The organism is Pseudomonas frederiksbergensis, assembly GCF_017114915.1.
GTDB lineage: Bacteria > Pseudomonadota > Gammaproteobacteria > Pseudomonadales > Pseudomonadaceae > Aquipseudomonas > Aquipseudomonas frederiksbergensis_I.
In genome coordinates this window covers 149,622-165,055 of sequence record NZ_JAAUOE010000007.1, presented here as the reverse complement: position 1 = coordinate 165,055, position 15,434 = coordinate 149,622, and the positions used below count along the sequence as shown (strand labels likewise).

Here is a 15,434-nt window from a genome sequence, read left to right as displayed (position 1 = left end):
TTTCAGATGTAGGTGGAAGCCAATCCGCCATCGACCGCCAGGTTGACGCCGTTGATCCAGCGCGACTCGTCGGCACACAGGAAAGCGATCACCGCCGCTACCTCATCGGCGTAAGCGGGGCGTTTCATGCGATGGGCATCGGCCTGGGTTCGGGCCTCGCCGAGCATGCTCACGAAGTCGCCGAGGATCGGTGTGAAAACCGGACCTGGCGCCACGCTGTTCATGCGCACCGAATGTTCGAGAAACCAGGGTTGGGCCTGCAGGTAATTCCAGACGATCAAGGCTTCCTTGAAATACTGGTAACAGGTCTGGTCCGGTACCGGGTGCTCGGCCAGCCAGGCTTGCCCGGCGGCGAAACCTTCGACGCGCGCCAGCGCCTTGTGCTGTTCCAGGCGTAACGGCCACTCGGCGCCGAGGATCGAGGCGATATTGACGATGCTGCCACCAGCGGTGATACGTGGCAGTAGCGCGCTGCTCAAATGGCGCAATCCCAGGTAGTTGACCCGCGCCAGCAGTTGCGGGTTTGCAGTGCCCGGCACCCCGGCGATATTGCACAGGCTGTCGATCCGTGCCGGTAGGTGCGTCAGCAACCGGTCGATGTTCTCGGCACTGCTCAGATCGCCCTGAACAAAACCGTCCAGGGTCATGTGCGGAGCCTTGAGGTCCACGCCAATCACCTGGGCGCCGTGGCCGCGCAGCAGGCTTGCCGTGGCGGCGCCGATTCCCGAGGAGACGCCGGTCACCAGCACAAGCTTGTTGTCGAGTTTCATGTTGAGTCCTCTTATTATTTTTGTGTACTCGGTGGGCTGACTCACCTCGTCGACCCCGGTAAAACCGGCCCGTCAGAACGGGTAACGCGGCGCCTTATCCTTGACCGTCACCCATTGCCATTGGGTGTATTCATCCCAGTCGGCCGGGCCGCCTACGCTGCCGGCATTGCCCGAGTTACCGCGCCCACCGAACGGGTTGATGCACTCGTCGGCAACCGTCTGGTCGTTGATGTGCAGCAGACCGCAATTGAGCTGCTCGCCCATCGCCATCGCGTGCCCGACCGAAGGCGAAATGATCCCTGCGGACAAGCCATACTCGGTGCGGTTGGCCAGGTCGATGGCCTCATCGTCGCTGGTAAAACTCACCACCGTGGCGACCGGGCCGAAGATCTCCTCGTCGAATGCGCGCATGCCCGGGCGCACACCGGAAAGCACCGTGGGTTGGTAGAAGAGCTGCTCATACTCGCCACCGGCTTGCAGTGTTGCCCCGGCCGCCACACTCTCCGTGACGATTTCATGCACTCGCAACAACTGGCGCTTGTTGATCAACGGCCCCAGCACCGCCTCGCCGCGAGCGGCATTGCCGACCGTGATTGCCCTTGCCTTTTCTGCCAGGCGGCGGACCAGTTCTTGTGCAATCGACTCATGGGCCAGGATGCGTCCGGTGGCCATGCAAATCTGCCCCTGATGCAGCCAGGCACCCCACGCGGCGTTGCTGGCCGCCAGTTCGAGATCGGCGTCTTCGAGCACGATCAACGAGTTCTTGCCGCCCAGCTCCAGGGCGACTTTTTTCAGATGACGCCCAGCCAGCTCCGCGACTTTGCGCCCCGCTGCGGTGGAGCCGGTGAACGCGATCATCCGCACATGCGGATCGCGGCACAGCGCTTCTCCGGCTGGCGCCGCACCCGGCAACACCTGCAGCAAGCCCTTGGGCAGACCGGCCGCCTCGAACAACCGGGCAATGATGAAACCGCCACTGACCGGGGTCTGCGGGTCGGGCTTGAGCACCACGGCGTTGCCCGCCGCCAGCGCCGGCGCCACCGAACGCAGCGAGAGCACCAGGGGGAAGTTGAATGGCGAGATCACCCCGACCACGCCATGGGGCAAGCGGCGTGCATAGGACAAGCGCCCCGCTTCGCTCGGCAGAACCAGACCATGGGGTTGCGACAGCAGCCCGGCCGCCTGATGCAGCAACACGATCGCCTCACGGACCTCATGTTCACCCTTGAACAGGCTGCCGCCGCTTTCCCGGGCGATGTACAACGCCAGTTCGGCAAAGTGTTGCTGGGCCAGTGCGGCGGCTTTGCGAAAAATCTCTGCGCGTTCCCGGGGGCCCAATGCGGCCCAGGCCGGTTGAACACGGGCAGCGCTCAGGCCAGCCAACGCCATGTCCGCTGCATCGGCCAAACCGGTGCTGGTCAACACCTCGCCGGTGGCCGGTTCGATGACGCTATGGCTGCCGCCCAACGGACGTATCCAGTCGCCATTGAAGATGCGCTCGCGCCAGGGCTCGTCCCGCAGAAAATCAAATGGTTCACTTACCGACATTTCGGTCTCCCGGCTCTTGTGTTTGTCGTTGCCTGACGCGGCCTTGCTAAAACGATGCAAGGCGTCTGCGTGGTGAAAGCGGTAGAGCAAGGGCTGTGCCGATTTCTTGCGTTGCGCCGCATTTCAGGTGGTGAAGGCTCTGGCCTGCGGGCTTTAGAGGGGCGTTTGCGAGTAAGGCAAGGTGCTTGGTGTACCGCTGGCAGCTCGTCACTTGTCCAAATGATAAAGTTATGTTTAATAACTGTTTTGCTAATTGATCATTTCGATCAGTCGACTCGCAAAGGGGCATAACAATGAACAATCCCCATTCGCTGCTTCCTCATCTCGCGGTGCAGGAGGAGCATTTCTCGCCCCGAGGAGACAGCACACAACTGGCCGAAGGCAACTCACCGACCCTGGCCGAGTTAGCCGAATGCCTGTTCTTTTCCCCCGTTGACGGACGCATCTGGCTCAACGACCAGCGCATGCTGCTCTTGCACAGTTCATCCTTCGGCGCGCTGCGGCGCGAGATTATCGAGCGCCAGGGACTGGAACAGACCCGCGGCCTGTTTACCCGTACCGGCTATCTCTCCGGCGCACGGGATGCGCGACTGATCCGCGAGCGCTGGCCAGACGCCGACGCCGCGGCGGTTTTCTCGGCCGGCACGCGTCTGCACACACTCGAAGGCATGACCAAGGTCGAACCCCTGCACTTCAAGTTCGACGCCGACTCAGGCTTCTATGAGGGTGAATTCCTCTGGCACCACTCCTGTGAGGCCGACGAACATATCGCCGCCTTCGGCATCGGTCAGGATCCGGTGTGCTGGACCGAACTGGGCTATGCCATCGGCTACGTCAGCGGGCTGTTCGGCCGCCTGGTGATCTTCCGCGAAACCGAATGCCGGGGCATGGGCCATGAGTGCTGCCGGGTGATCGGCAAGACCGCCGAGCAATGGGGCGATGTCGAACAGGATCTGAGTTATCTCACCGCCTCCCCCTCCAGCGTCGCCCCCAGTGAGCGCTCAACCCCGGCGTCCGCGCCTCTGGACGACGACAGCGAAAACCCCGGCGGGCCAACACCCATCGGCGCCAGCGCGGCCTTCAATGCCGCTACCCTCGCCTTGCAGCGCGTGGCGCCGACGCCCGCCACGGTGTTGTTCAGCGGCGAGTCCGGGGTCGGCAAAGAGTTGTTCGCCCGTCAGTTACATCAGTTCAGCCCACGTCATCAAGCACCTTTCGTGGCGCTCAACTGCGCCGCGATCCCGGATAATCTGATCGAGGCTGAACTGTTCGGTGTCGAGCGTGGCGCCTACACCGGCGCGACCCATTCGCGCCCCGGACGCTTCGAGCGCGCCCAGGGCGGCACCCTGTTTCTCGACGAAATCGCCAGCCTCAGCCTGCCGGGTCAGGGCAAGCTGCTGCGCGCATTGCAGGAGCGGGAGATCGAGCGCATCGGCGGTGGTCAGGCAATCAAGGTCGACGTCCGGGTGGTGGCGGCCACCAATGTCGACCTGCGCAAAGCCGTGGTGGCGGGAGAGTTTCGCGAAGACTTGTTCTACCGGCTGAATGTCTACCCCATCATGCTGCCGCCACTGCGCGAACGTCGCGACGACATTCCATTGCTGGTCAACGCGTTCCTGCGGCGCTTCTGTCAGGCCTATGCCCGCAAACCCGCCGGCCTGACCATGCGCGCACTCAAGGTGTTGTTGCGCTATGACTTTCCCGGCAACGTACGGGAATTGCAGAACCTGGTGGAGCGCGGCCTGATCGCCAGCGAAGACGGCCAGGCCATCGATCTGGTCCACCTGTTTCGCAACGAACCGATGCCGCAGGAAGCGTACTCTCTGGACGACAATGGCAGCCTCACCGCCACCGACCAGAGCCCCGCCGACACACAGCCTCGCCCAGCCTTGCTGGAAACCCTGGCTCGCCTGGAACACGGCTTCTCCATTGAAGGACTGGAGTCGCGCCTGATCGATGAAGCGCTGCAAAAAAGCGAAGGCAATCTGGCCGCTGCCGCGCGACTGTTGGGGTTGAGTCGTGCGCAGTTTGCCTATCGACTGAAAAAATACCGACAGGCACCGGCTTGATTCGCACTAAAGAAATTATCGCTTTAAAAGTTTTACTCGATTAAGTATTTTGCATGAATGATTGGGCGACAGGCGCCCCCTTTATTCATAGCGACAAGGATCTCCCGTGAGCGGACTGCGTGAACGCCAGAAAGTCGAACGACGCCAAGCCATCAGCAAGGCGGCGATCGAACTGTTCGAGCGTCAAGGTTTCCAGAACACCACCATCGAACAGATCGCCAGCCAGGCTGGGGTATCGGCGCCCACCGTGTTCAAGTACTTCGGCAACAAACAGGAAATCATCCTGGAAATCCTCCACGAGGCCGACCAGCGCGCCCTCAAGGACACCCGCAGTCAGATTCCTGAAATAGAAGATCCGGTCGAGGCCCTGTGCTACCTGGAACGTCTGCTGACCGGTTACGCCCTGGAAGTCATGCACCCCAGCCTCTGGCGTGAACTGCTGCCGTTGATTCTGTTTGGTGGTGATAACGGACTGCCCGAAGGTTATCGGGCCATGAACGATGCGCTCAGGGCCGAAATCAGCGGGTTGCTCAGAGAACTGCAGCAGGCCGGCAAACTGCGCGCCGACCTCAACGTCGACCTGGCCGCCTTCCTGTTGAACGACTACTCACACCTGCTGTTGTTCAGACTGGTCAACCAGGAACAGCCGGATATCGAGTCACACTCCGCCCAGGTAAGGCGTATCACTGAACTGCTCTTTTACGGAATGCGGGCCTGAGAACGCCAGTCTCCAGACTGGCTTGCTGCCATAGCCGAGGCGCGTCGTTGCTGGCGAGCCCGGCGTCACGACGCCGGGCCACGATGATCAGCGATTGGTCTTGATGCTGGTCCAGGTGCGGGTGCGGATCCGCTCCACGGCTGCCGGCATGGGCTGCAAAGCGAACAGGGTTTTGCGCGCTTCGTCCGGCACATACATGTTGGGGTTATTACGGATGTCGGCGTTCACCAGCGCGGTGGCGTCCTTGTTTGAATTGGGGTAACCGATCTTGTTGCTGATCCGGGCAATGACGTCAGGGCGCAGGATGTAGTTGATGAACTCATAGGCCTCTTTGGTATGGGGAGCGTTGGCCGGCACCATCATCACGTCCGACCACATCGGCGCACCTTCCTTGGGTAACGCCATCTCCACCTTGACGCCCTTGCCGGCAGCATCGGCCAGTTGCTTGGCCAGCGCCACGCCACCCGACCAGCCGACGGCTACGCAAATGTCACCGTTGGCCAGGTCCATGCCGTAGCGTGAGGAGTTGAAGTAGGTGATGTGCGGGCGAATCTTCATCATCGCCGCCTGGGCCTGCGGGTAGTCCTCGCGCTTCTGGCTGTTGGGGTCGAGGCCCTTGTAGTGCAAGGCGATGGGCACGATTTCGTTGGCCGCGTCGAGGAAACCGACACCGCAACTGGCGAGTTTGGCGAGATTCTCTTCCTTGAAGATCATGTCCCAGGTGTTCATCTGCACATTGGCGCCCAGGACTTGCTGAACCTTGTCGACGTTGTAGCCGATCAACGTGGTGCCCCACAGATACGGTGCCGCGTAGCGGTTGCCCGTGTCACCCGCTGCTTCCAGGGTTTTCATGAACTCCGGGTCCAGGTGCTGCCAGTTCGGCAGCTGGCTGCGGTCCAGTGGCTGGACGGCACCGGCAGCGATCAAGTGACTCAGGTTGGCGCTGCCCGGGTACACCACGTCATACCCGGAATTGCCGGTCAGCAGTTTGGACTCCAGGGTTTCGACACTGTCAAAAACGTCGTAGACCGGACGGATACCCGTTTCCTCCTGGAAGCTCTTGAGCACCTCAGGTGGCAGGTATTCGATCCAGTTGTAGATCCGCACCGTGCGCTCTTCAGCCAGGCACAAACCGCTGGCCAGCAACGAAACCACAGCACCCAGCAAGGTGTTACGCAAAAACGTGTTCATGGTGAAGCACTCCTGCGCGGCCGCGAAGGCTCGCGGCACTTAATAGCGGTAGGTGAAGTACAGTTCCAGCGCGCTGAATTTCTGGTCATCGCCGAACACCTGCTTGGCGGCGGCCAGCGGCTTGACCCAGTTATAGGAGAGCGACGTATAGAACGACGGCGTCGGGGTCCAGTCGAGGAAAACCACACTCTCATCCGCAAATCGCCGATCACTGACCGGCGCACCCATGTAGTTTTTCTCGTCCAGCCAGAACTGATAGTGGATCGCGCCGAGGGTCAGCGTCTGATTGAGGTGGGTCTTGAGCGAGAACTGTTGAACGTTCTCGTTGCTGTTGAACAGCAGGTAGTTGCCGACGACATCCCCCACCAGCCAGGTGCTCCAGTCGACGAAGCCCTTGCTCAATGACTCCCAGGCTTTTTGCCGGTTGTCGGCGAGGTTGTCGTCGCCGGAAAAACTGGCGTAGCGATAGCCGATCACCGGGGTCAGCGGCAACGTGTTAAAGGCGTAATCCGCCTGGCCGTACCAGGCGTTGGCATCGTAATCCACGCCCTCACCACTGACCCGCTCCACGGCGAATTCGGCATTCAGGGTCAGGTCCGGCACGCCCGGTACTTTGGCCTTCAACGCACGCACGTTGTACACCTGCATCCCGTCCCGGTGTCGAGGGAAAGTGCTGCCCTTGGGCCCCAGCGCGTCGACCTTCATCGCCATGGCCCCCAGCGTCACCTGATCGTCGAGGTTGTAATCCAGGTTAGCGCCGGTCATGCGGAAGTCACCCAGATCGTCGTCGACTCGCAAGGTGAAGGCCTGGGTCTTCAACGCGCCATGATCCCAGGCCAGGACGGCCGAATCCTTGAAGGCGGTTCTGGGGCCGAGCCAGTAGGCGCCGTCATTGAGTTGGTCGAGGTTACCGTCCATGACAATGAAGCCGGTACCGATCATGTAATTCTGACGGCCGGCAGTGAGCGTCCACTCCCCAGCCCGGAAACCGCCGTAGAGTTCTTCGGTGGCCACGTCACCATCAGAGCTGCGAGTGAAGCCGCCGGCATCGCCATCGCCGAAGGTGGTCGCTGCCACCAGCGAGCCACCGGCCAGCAGGCTGAAGTCTGGCTGCAGGGCGTATTCCAGCTTGACGCCGGGCTTGACGTAGAACTCCTGCCAGTCGATTTTCGTGCCGCCATTCTTACCGCTGCGCGCATCGACGCGGCCGCTGCCGAAGTTGACGTTACGGGTGGAAAGAGTCGCCCCACCGGCGGTGAGGTTGACCTCACCCTTGAGGTTGCCGTCCTCGAAGGTGTAGCCCGCCAGCGCGACTTGGGTGGTCAGGGGTAAACCGACCGCCAAGAGCGCTCGAGAGAAACGCGTCATGAAAACCATATGAAGCTCCTGTGTGATTATTGTTGTTACAGGGCAGTGAATGGCGGCGCAAAGCGCCGCCAACACCTGGCCGAGCCAGGCGAATAGGACGCAAATTTCTTGTCGTTATGGGGCGTTTCAGTGAGTCAGGTGCGCGGCGATGGCACGCAGCATGCGCACGCTGTCAGCATCGAATGGGCCGACAGCCTCGGTCAGCGATGACTGCTTGACGATCACCACGCCGGACGGCTTGTCGACAAACAGGTATTGACCGTGGATACCACCGGCCATGGTCGCCTGGCTGTGGTCGTTGAAGACGTACCACTGGCTGCGGTAGGAAGCGCCGGGGGTCCATTTGGAGAACTCGGAGTTCTTGGCGTAGATCACCGGATCGGACCCGACGCAAATGCGTGCAACCGTCTCGGTCGACAGCAACTGCTGCCCCTTATGGCGGCCGTCGTTGGCCAGCAGCCGACCGAACCGCGCCATGTCTCGCAAGGTAGCGTTGAAACCGGCACCGGCGACGCTGCGGCCCCAAGGGTCGGCCATGAAGTAGCCGTCGCGCTCACATCCCAACTGGCTCCAGATGTCTTGTAGCAACTGATTGCAAGCCTTGCCCGAGGCACGCTCCATGACCCAGGCCAGGGCTTCGGTGGTGGCGGTCACGTAATGGAAAAAGCCGCCGTGGTTGCCGCGTTTTTTCAGCGACGGCAAGTACTGATACAGCGACTCGAACTGAGCGTACTGCGCAGGTGCCGGCTGGAAACCGCAGGCGTAGCCGTACTGCGAACTTTCGGAGTAGGGATCGTCATAGACCTCGCTGTAGTCGATGCCCACAGCCATGTCGAACAGCTGGCGCACCGTGGCATCGCCAAATGCGCTGCCCAACAGTTCAGGCACGTAATACGCCGCCGGCAATTGCGGATTGAGGAAGCCATCGCAGACCAGTTGCTCCCCCAGGGTGCCGATCAGCGACTTGGTCACCGAGAACATGACGTGCCGGTCCCGGGGACGCTGGCCGTTGAAGTAACGCTCGAACAGCACGGTGTCGCCCTGCATCACCAAAAAGGCGTCGGTCTGACTGGCTACCAGGTGATCGATGACGCTGACGCTCAGACCACATTCACTGTCGAAGTGCAGTTCATCCAGCGCTTGCGGTGCTTCCTTCAGGACACTGACCGGTCCGCCACCCGCCTCCACATCAATGGAGGGACGCAGGCGCGCCAGATTGCGGAACCCCCACTGATTGAACGGTGGACGCATCCAGTTGTTCCACGTAACGCGGCGTTCCGGTTCGGCCGGAAAACCCTGCATCAGCAAAGGCGTCATGCGCCCGTCGAGCGACGATTCACTCGTCTCGATGTAAAGACTGGCCAGCAACGGCACGGTGTTCTGATTCATCGGGTTGCCCCTGAAAAATGACTCTGCGTGGAAGCAGATGCAGGGAAATAATTACCCGGTATTATTTTTTAGTCAATAAAACATTTTTACTGATTAAAACATTCTGATCACTGTGCTTTGATGAGGCAAACACGGCAACCAGGTCGATTTACTCGTCGAAAAGGCTAAGGGGTTGGTGATTGAGCGCAAGCAGTGCTCGCGACTTACTGGTGGTCGGTAGCGGTGATTTGTAGGGCCCGACTTGCGACTAAACGCCCTCGCAGAGTGCTGATACCAAGCGTAGGATCGATACGACGACTGCTAATCACGCGTGGTTGGAAGGTGACTTCCAACCCATCTGCATTCACGCGCAAACGCAAGACATATACCGCCGCACTGTAAGGCCGCGCGACCCTTCGCAGTACAAGGGCCGTGTTCTCACAACAACCAAAGCGAGGTGAAAACATGTCTGGTAATCGTGGTGTCGTGTATCTCGGCGCAGGAAAGGTCGAAGTGCAGACCATCCCCTATCCGAAAATGGAAGACCCGCGCGGCAAACGCATTGACCATGGCGTGATCCTGCGCGTGGTCTCGACCAATATCTGCGGCTCCGACCAGCATATGGTGCGTGGCCGAACCACGGCCCAGGTCGGGCTGGTGCTGGGTCATGAAATTACTGGTGAGGTGATCGAGAAGGGCCGTGATGTAGAAAACGTGCAGATCGGTGACCTGGTCTCGGTGCCGTTCAACGTCGCCTGCGGCCGTTGTCGCAGTTGCAAGGAACAGCACACCGGCGTCTGCTTGACAGTCAACCCGGCGCGCCCCGGCGGTGCCTATGGCTATGTGGACATGGGCGACTGGGTCGGCGGCCAGGCCGAATACGTGCTGGTGCCGTATGCCGACTTCAACCTGCTGAAGCTGCCCGACCGCGACAAGGCAATGGAGAAAATCCGCGACCTGACCTGCCTCTCCGATATCCTGCCGACCGGCTACCATGGCGCGGTGACCGCCGGTGTCGGCCCTGGCAGCACGGTGTATATCGCCGGAGCCGGTCCGGTCGGACTGGCTGCCGCCGCCTCCGCACGTCTGCTAGGTGCGGCGGTGGTGATAGTCGGCGATGTCAATCCGCTGCGTCTGGCGCATGCCAAGGCCCAGGGCTTCGAGATCGCCGACCTGACCCTGGACACTCCGCTGCACGAGCAAATCGCCAATCTGCTCGGTGAGCCGGAAGTCGATTGTGCGGTCGACGCGGTCGGCTTCGAAGCCCGTGGCCACGGCCATGACGGCGCGCAGCACGAGGCCCCGGCCGATGTGCTCAACGCGCTGATGGGTGTGGTGCGGGTCGCCGGCAATATCGGTATCCCCGGTCTGTATGTCACCGAAGACCCGGGCGCGGTCAACAAAGCCGCCAAGCATGGCAGCCTGAACATCCGTTTCGGCCTCGGCTGGGCCAAGTCCCACAGCTTCCACACCGGCCAGACCCCGACGATGAAGTACAACCGTCAGTTGATGCAGGCGATCATGTGGGACCGGATCAACATTGCCGAGGTCGTCGGCGTGCAGGTGATCAGCCTGGACGACGCGCCGCGTGGTTACCACGAGTTCGATGCCGGGGCGCCGAAGAAATTCGTCATGGATCCGCACAAGCTGTTTACCGCGGCCTAAGGAGTAGGTTGGGAAAAGGGCAGCTTTGAGCTGCCCTTTTTTATGGCTGTTGTCCCGTCCTGAATAAGGGCAGGAATCACATCGCCGCAGCCGCTTTTTCAATCAGTCGGGCTACCGGCTCCGGATGTGAAACCATCACGACATGGGAAGCCCCTTTAACGACTTTCACCGCCTTGGCCTCAGCCCGCTTGGCCATGAATTCCATGGCCTGCGGTGGAATGTTCTTGTCCTTGTCGCCATAGATGTACCAGGACGGAATATGCTTCCAGGCTGGTGTACCTGCCTGCTCGTTCAGCGCCGCTTCGGTGACCGGGCGCTGAGTCGCCGCCATCAATGCCGCCTGCGCGGCAGGGACGTCAGCGGCGAACTGGTCGTGGAACTTATCCTGCCGGATGTACAAATCCTTGCCGCCATCAGCCAGCGCGACCGGCGCCGCCAGGGCTGGGCCGAGGGTACTCCCCGGGAATTTGCCGGCTAGCCCGGCGACGGTTTCACCCGCCTCGGGTGCGAAGGCGGCGACGTAAACAAGTGCCTTTACATTGGCACGGTCGTTGGCCGCTTCGCTGATGACGTTGCCGCCGTAGGAATGGCCGACCAGAACAACAGGCGACTTGATGCCTGCCAGCAATGCGGAAACAGCAGCGCCATCGCTCTTCACACTGCGCAATGGATTGGCCGCGGCCACAACGGGGTAACCATCTTTTTCGAGGATCTTCACCACGCCATTCCAGCTCGAAGCATCGGCAAAGGCACCGTGCACGAGAACGACTGTAGGTTTTTCAGTTTGCGCCGACGCGTTGGCACCGATGATCAGGCTGGCGGTGCAGGCCAGAGCGGCCATGACTTTTTTCATTGGGAACTCCTTGGGGGGTTGGACTATTGAGCCAATCGCGTGAAGACAAAATCGCGGTTCTGTACTCGCGCCTGGTAATGCTGCCGAGCGTGGCCGTCAGCCGGAGTGTTGGCGGCCTGCCCTGCACAACCTATCAACTGCCTTGGCCGCAATCTTGAGCAATCGTGCTGTCATTCAGAGACTGGATCTTGCCGAGCGAGTCGAGGTAAGTCATACGAGTCTCCACGACGCCACAGCCCGAGGACGATGCTTCGTTGATCGACAGCACTTTGGCGATGTCCAGGTGATCGCCATACATGTAGCTGTGAGATTTGACGCTGTCTTGGGCGTTGGCCGCTAAGGCGCCAAGACTGAGCACGGCAAACAATGAAGCGGTGCTGAGGTTCTTCCAGCTCATGACGACATCTCCAGACGTTGAGTGATCCTGTGAGACGGCATGTGCTGTCTCGATGGGGTTCATTTGACGCCGATCAGGTATCCCGGATGTGTCAAAAACGGCCCACAAAGAAACAGTCCGTCTCGGCATACAACCTGGATACACAGAGATACACTTGTGTCAGGAAGGCTCGGTTCACGGAGAAAAAGCGTGGGATACGGTGGTTCGAAAGTGTTCCTGGCGCCATGCCGCCGGTGCGGTGTCGCTGAGGACGTCGGTCCAATAGGCATGATGAATCGGATCGCACCGTTTCCTGAATGTCTCTAGACGTTCTTTCATTTCAGCCGCTCAGGTTCTATGGGTTACTGGAACTCAACGGCCGCTACGTTAGAGACAGAAGTTACAAAGACCCAGCTGCGCCATCCCACAGTCGTGCGCGCACGAGCTTCTTGTTAAAGGCACGCGCGACATGCGCAGATAGTTCTTGGCCCCTCGACACTGAGAAATTAATAAAAGATTAATATCCGCACAGAAGTTGACACCCCCGGGGCACACTGGTAATTTCGCCGAACTGCCGATCATACCCTTGCAGTGCTTAGCCAAGACTGGGATGTCTAAAATGTACTATCACCTTTCTGCTATCAGCTCTTCCCACAGCTACCTCAACAGCTGTTCCCGGGCCATTCTGGCCATCTTCAAAAGCAATATCTGGCGTCGCTAATCAAGCGAAGACCGGAGCCTGTCTGCTGCCCTGCCAGCAACGTCCTGATCATTCTCCAATGAAATCGAAGGCGCTCGCGCCTTGTGCCCTGCACATCGCTTGGCTGCAACCCGTTGCAAGCCTTGTATTGCGCGCGGCATGAAAAGCGTCCGCCCCGAACATTCAGGACATCCGACAATACCTATTTAAAGTGCCTGCGCACTTTGTATTTCCGTGGCGCTTTCTTAATGAAGCGCCTGAATCGTTGCACCTTGAAAATGGTATTAACCGTGAATAAAAATTTAATTAACGTGAATGTTCTTCGCCACGAGAAACGTCGATCTATGGATGCACTTGGCATATATGCAAATGCACTGGCGCAACTGGGTCGTAAGTCTGTCTTCATTCTTGAATCACTTTCCGGTCCACGCCGTGATCGCCGGGCGACGATCATCGGGCTCGATCCCCTTTTCGAAGTTCTTATCGATCAGGGCCAGGCACAACTGCGAGGCTGTCCTGCGCTTTGCGAACATTTGTCCGCCAGCCTGCGACAAGTGGGCGTGCAGATAGATCACGAGCACAAGATCCATCTACCGGACAGCGAGGCCGCGTGGAACCTGCTCCGGGCTGTCCAGGTTACGTTCCAGCCTGCATCCAATGCCCCTTCCAGCCTGGCATTCTTCGGCTATTTCTCCTATGACTGTGTTCGCCTGATTGAGCAGCTTCCCGATCTGGCCGAACAGACCTACAGCTACCCGCTCATCGCCCTGTCGGTCTATCAGACACTGGTTTATTTCCACAGCAATGGCATTGTCGAAACCCTGATCAACAACCACTCCCTGTGGGCGCCCCGTACTTTGGAGGATTACCCTTTCCTGGCAAGCCCCTCAGCCTGCGAGGCGGTGGAACTGCCACCGTATCCAGAGACATTCGAGGAAGTCCTCACGGTCACCCCGGAGCAATTCTTCGAACGTGTCGAAGTAGCGATGGAGCACATCCGAGCCGGCGACGTCTACCAGATCCAGCTCGGCCATGAGATTCGGATCCGCTCGCAGGTTTCTCCGTTCGATGTGTACCAGAACCTGCGCCTTCGCAACCCCTCTCCTTACATGTACCTGGCCCATGTGGGCGGTATCGACCTGATCGGCGCCAGTCCTGAGCTGTTTGTCAGGATCAAGGACGATTTGATAGAGATGCGTCCGATCGCCGGTACCGTCGGCAAGAAACCTGGCGTCGATCCGACTCAACTGGTCCTGGAGTTGACACGCTCAGAGAAGGAACGCGCCGAGCACCTGATGCTCATCGATCTGTGTCGCAATGATATCGGTCGCGTGTGCCAGGCCGGCTCGCTGGAGGTCGACGAGTTCATGTTGGTGGAGGAGTACTCGCACCTCTATCACATGGTGTCGAACGTTCGCGGTCTGCTCCGTCCGGGCCTGGATGCCTACGACGTGATCAAGGCCTCGTTCCCCGCTGGAACCATGTCCGGCGCTCCCAAGATAAGAGCGATGGAGCTGATCGAGGGGATGGAAAGCAACCGCCGGGGCATCTACGCCGGAGCCCTGGGCCTGGTGGGTTTTGATGGCAGCGTCAATACCGCATTGTGCATTCGCTCGACGGTCTTCGACGAAGGTACCTACCACTTGCGTGCATCCGCCGGGGTAGTCGCCGACTCGGTTCCCGAAATGGAGTGGAAAGAGACGTTATACAAGATGGGTTCTGTATACCGGGCGGTGACCGGCAAGGAGATCGCACTGTGAAAGTATTGCTGATCGATGCCTACGATAGCTTCGTCTTTATCATCAGCCAGTACCTGGAACACGTGCGCCAGTGATCCGCCAGGAGGGGCACACTCCCCTTCTTTCCCACGCTCCGGCTGTTTCATTCACCTATTGCCTCGCGTCACCAGAGCATGTTGACGCTCGCCCGCAGCGGCTCCACGCTGAATGTGACCGAACTCAATGCCAAGGAACTCAAGATGCGCTGGCTCGCCGAAACTAACAAAACCGCAGCGGTGGTCAGGGCAGCCGTCCTGGGCATCATCAGTTGACCCAACTCATACCTCACAAGGAGCATCACCGTGTTTCCAATGGATATCTGGCTCACCTACACCACAGCCTGCTTACTGCTGGTCCTGTCTCCAGGCCCTGACAATCTTCTGGCGATAGGGCGCGGACTAAGCCAGGGTCGCCTGGCAGCCATCGTGTCAGGCCTATCGTCTGGCATGGGCATCCTGTTTCACGTCACCACCGCTTCGCTGGGGCTGACGCTATTGATCCAGACCTCGACAGTCGCCTTCTGGGTCGTCAAGTTGGTGGGGGCCGCCTACCTGCTCTGGCTCGGGGTCAAGGTGCTGCGCTCCAGAAGCCTGGTGACCTTCGCTCCCGCCGCGCGGCAGCCACTGCGCAGCATTTTACTCACTGGCTTCCTTTCGGCGGCGCTCAATCCCAAGCCAGGGTTGTTCGTACTGGCGTTCATCCCTCAATTCATCAATCCCACGCTCGGCTCGGTCACTCTACAGATGCTGGTCTATGGGTTCTGGTTCGCCCTGCTGACGGCCGTGGGGTTCTCGCTGATGGGCGTCTTCGCCACGCGCCTGTCGCAATACATTTGTCAACGCCCGCGCCTTGCTAACGGACTCAACCTCGGCGCGGGATTGACCTTCATCGTGTCAGGACTTTCCATCGCTGCTCTTAGCCAGAAATAACTGCCCCAGGCTTCATCGATGCAACAGGAAAAAGCCGCGGCCCGCCTTCAGCGGTCGCGGCTTTTCTTTTGCCCAGGAATATTAAAACCGTTTTGGCGAGG

At 59.8% G+C, this 15,434-nt stretch carries 13 protein-coding genes and 1 pseudogene; 7 read left to right on the top strand and 7 right to left on the bottom strand.

Annotated features, from left to right (window positions below; all coding sequences use genetic code 11):
- Positions 1-2: 2 nt before the first annotated feature.
- Positions 3-770 carry a coniferyl-alcohol dehydrogenase gene (locus HCU66_RS08160; protein ID WP_205887990.1) on the bottom strand — a complete coding sequence of 256 codons (768 nt, stop codon included), beginning with the start codon at positions 768-770 and terminating at the stop codon, positions 3-5.
- 72 nt (positions 771-842) lie between these two features.
- On the bottom strand, positions 843-2,318 hold the full coding sequence (locus HCU66_RS08155; protein ID WP_205887989.1) for a benzaldehyde dehydrogenase: 1,476 nt from the start codon (positions 2,316-2,318) through the stop codon (positions 843-845).
- Positions 2,319-2,611: 293 nt separating this feature from the next.
- Here HCU66_RS08155 and HCU66_RS08150 point away from each other — a divergent pair, with 293 nt between their 5' ends.
- A complete protein-coding gene (locus HCU66_RS08150; protein ID WP_205887988.1) occupies positions 2,612-4,387 on the top strand; it encodes a sigma-54-dependent Fis family transcriptional regulator in 1,776 nt (591 codons plus the stop codon).
- A 106-nt stretch (positions 4,388-4,493) separates the two neighbouring features.
- On the top strand, positions 4,494-5,105 hold the full coding sequence (locus tag HCU66_RS08145; RefSeq protein ID WP_205887987.1) for a TetR family transcriptional regulator: 612 nt from the start codon (positions 4,494-4,496) through the stop codon (positions 5,103-5,105).
- Positions 5,106-5,192: 87 nt separating this feature from the next.
- On the opposite strand, the gene HCU66_RS08140 is transcribed toward HCU66_RS08145, so the two are convergent.
- The 3 genes from HCU66_RS08140 to HCU66_RS08130 form a co-directional block, all read right to left on the bottom strand.
- Positions 5,193-6,296 carry a polyamine ABC transporter substrate-binding protein gene (locus HCU66_RS08140; RefSeq protein WP_205887986.1) on the bottom strand — a complete coding sequence of 368 codons (1,104 nt, stop codon included), beginning with the start codon at positions 6,294-6,296 and terminating at the stop codon, positions 5,193-5,195.
- A 39-nt stretch (positions 6,297-6,335) separates the two neighbouring features.
- Positions 6,336-7,673, bottom strand: a complete 1,338-nt coding sequence (locus HCU66_RS08135) for an alginate export family protein (RefSeq protein WP_205887985.1) — start codon at positions 7,671-7,673, stop codon at positions 6,336-6,338.
- A 117-nt stretch (positions 7,674-7,790) separates the two neighbouring features.
- Positions 7,791-9,053, bottom strand: coding sequence for a serine hydrolase domain-containing protein (locus HCU66_RS08130; protein ID WP_205887984.1), 1,263 nt, complete (start codon positions 9,051-9,053; stop codon positions 7,791-7,793).
- A 444-nt stretch (positions 9,054-9,497) separates the two neighbouring features.
- Between HCU66_RS08130 and fdhA the strand changes: the two genes are divergently transcribed.
- Positions 9,498-10,697: a formaldehyde dehydrogenase, glutathione-independent gene (gene fdhA, locus HCU66_RS08125; protein WP_205887983.1), complete on the top strand. Its 1,200-nt coding sequence runs from the start codon at positions 9,498-9,500 to the stop codon at positions 10,695-10,697.
- A gap of 76 nt (positions 10,698-10,773) precedes the next feature.
- Here fdhA and HCU66_RS08120 read toward each other — a convergent pair whose 3' ends face one another.
- Entirely contained in the window at positions 10,774-11,550 is a 777-nt protein-coding gene (locus tag HCU66_RS08120) for an alpha/beta fold hydrolase (RefSeq protein WP_205887982.1), read from the bottom strand.
- A gap of 133 nt (positions 11,551-11,683) precedes the next feature.
- Positions 11,684-11,947, bottom strand: a complete 264-nt coding sequence (locus HCU66_RS08115) for a DUF2790 domain-containing protein (RefSeq protein ID WP_205887981.1) — start codon at positions 11,945-11,947, stop codon at positions 11,684-11,686.
- 957 nt (positions 11,948-12,904) lie between these two features.
- Here HCU66_RS08115 and HCU66_RS08110 point away from each other — a divergent pair.
- The 4 genes and pseudogenes from HCU66_RS08110 (at position 12,905) to HCU66_RS08095 (ending at position 15,333) form a co-directional block, all read left to right on the top strand.
- Positions 12,905-14,386 carry an anthranilate synthase component I family protein gene (locus HCU66_RS08110; RefSeq protein WP_420908046.1) on the top strand — a complete coding sequence of 494 codons (1,482 nt, stop codon included), beginning with the start codon at positions 12,905-12,907 and terminating at the stop codon, positions 14,384-14,386.
- Positions 14,383-14,451: pseudogene (locus HCU66_RS27370) on the top strand (aminodeoxychorismate/anthranilate synthase component II); the annotation flags it as partial. The gene HCU66_RS08110 and the pseudogene HCU66_RS27370, both read left to right, overlap by 4 nt.
- 87 nt (positions 14,452-14,538) lie before the next feature.
- Positions 14,539-14,676 (top strand): hypothetical protein, encoded by a 138-nt coding sequence (locus HCU66_RS08100; RefSeq protein ID WP_205887980.1) that lies wholly within the window; start codon positions 14,539-14,541, stop codon positions 14,674-14,676.
- A 30-nt stretch (positions 14,677-14,706) separates the two neighbouring features.
- A complete protein-coding gene (locus HCU66_RS08095) occupies positions 14,707-15,333 on the top strand; it encodes a LysE family translocator (RefSeq protein ID WP_338136417.1) in 627 nt (208 codons plus the stop codon).
- The last annotated feature ends 101 nt before the right edge of the window (positions 15,334-15,434 follow it).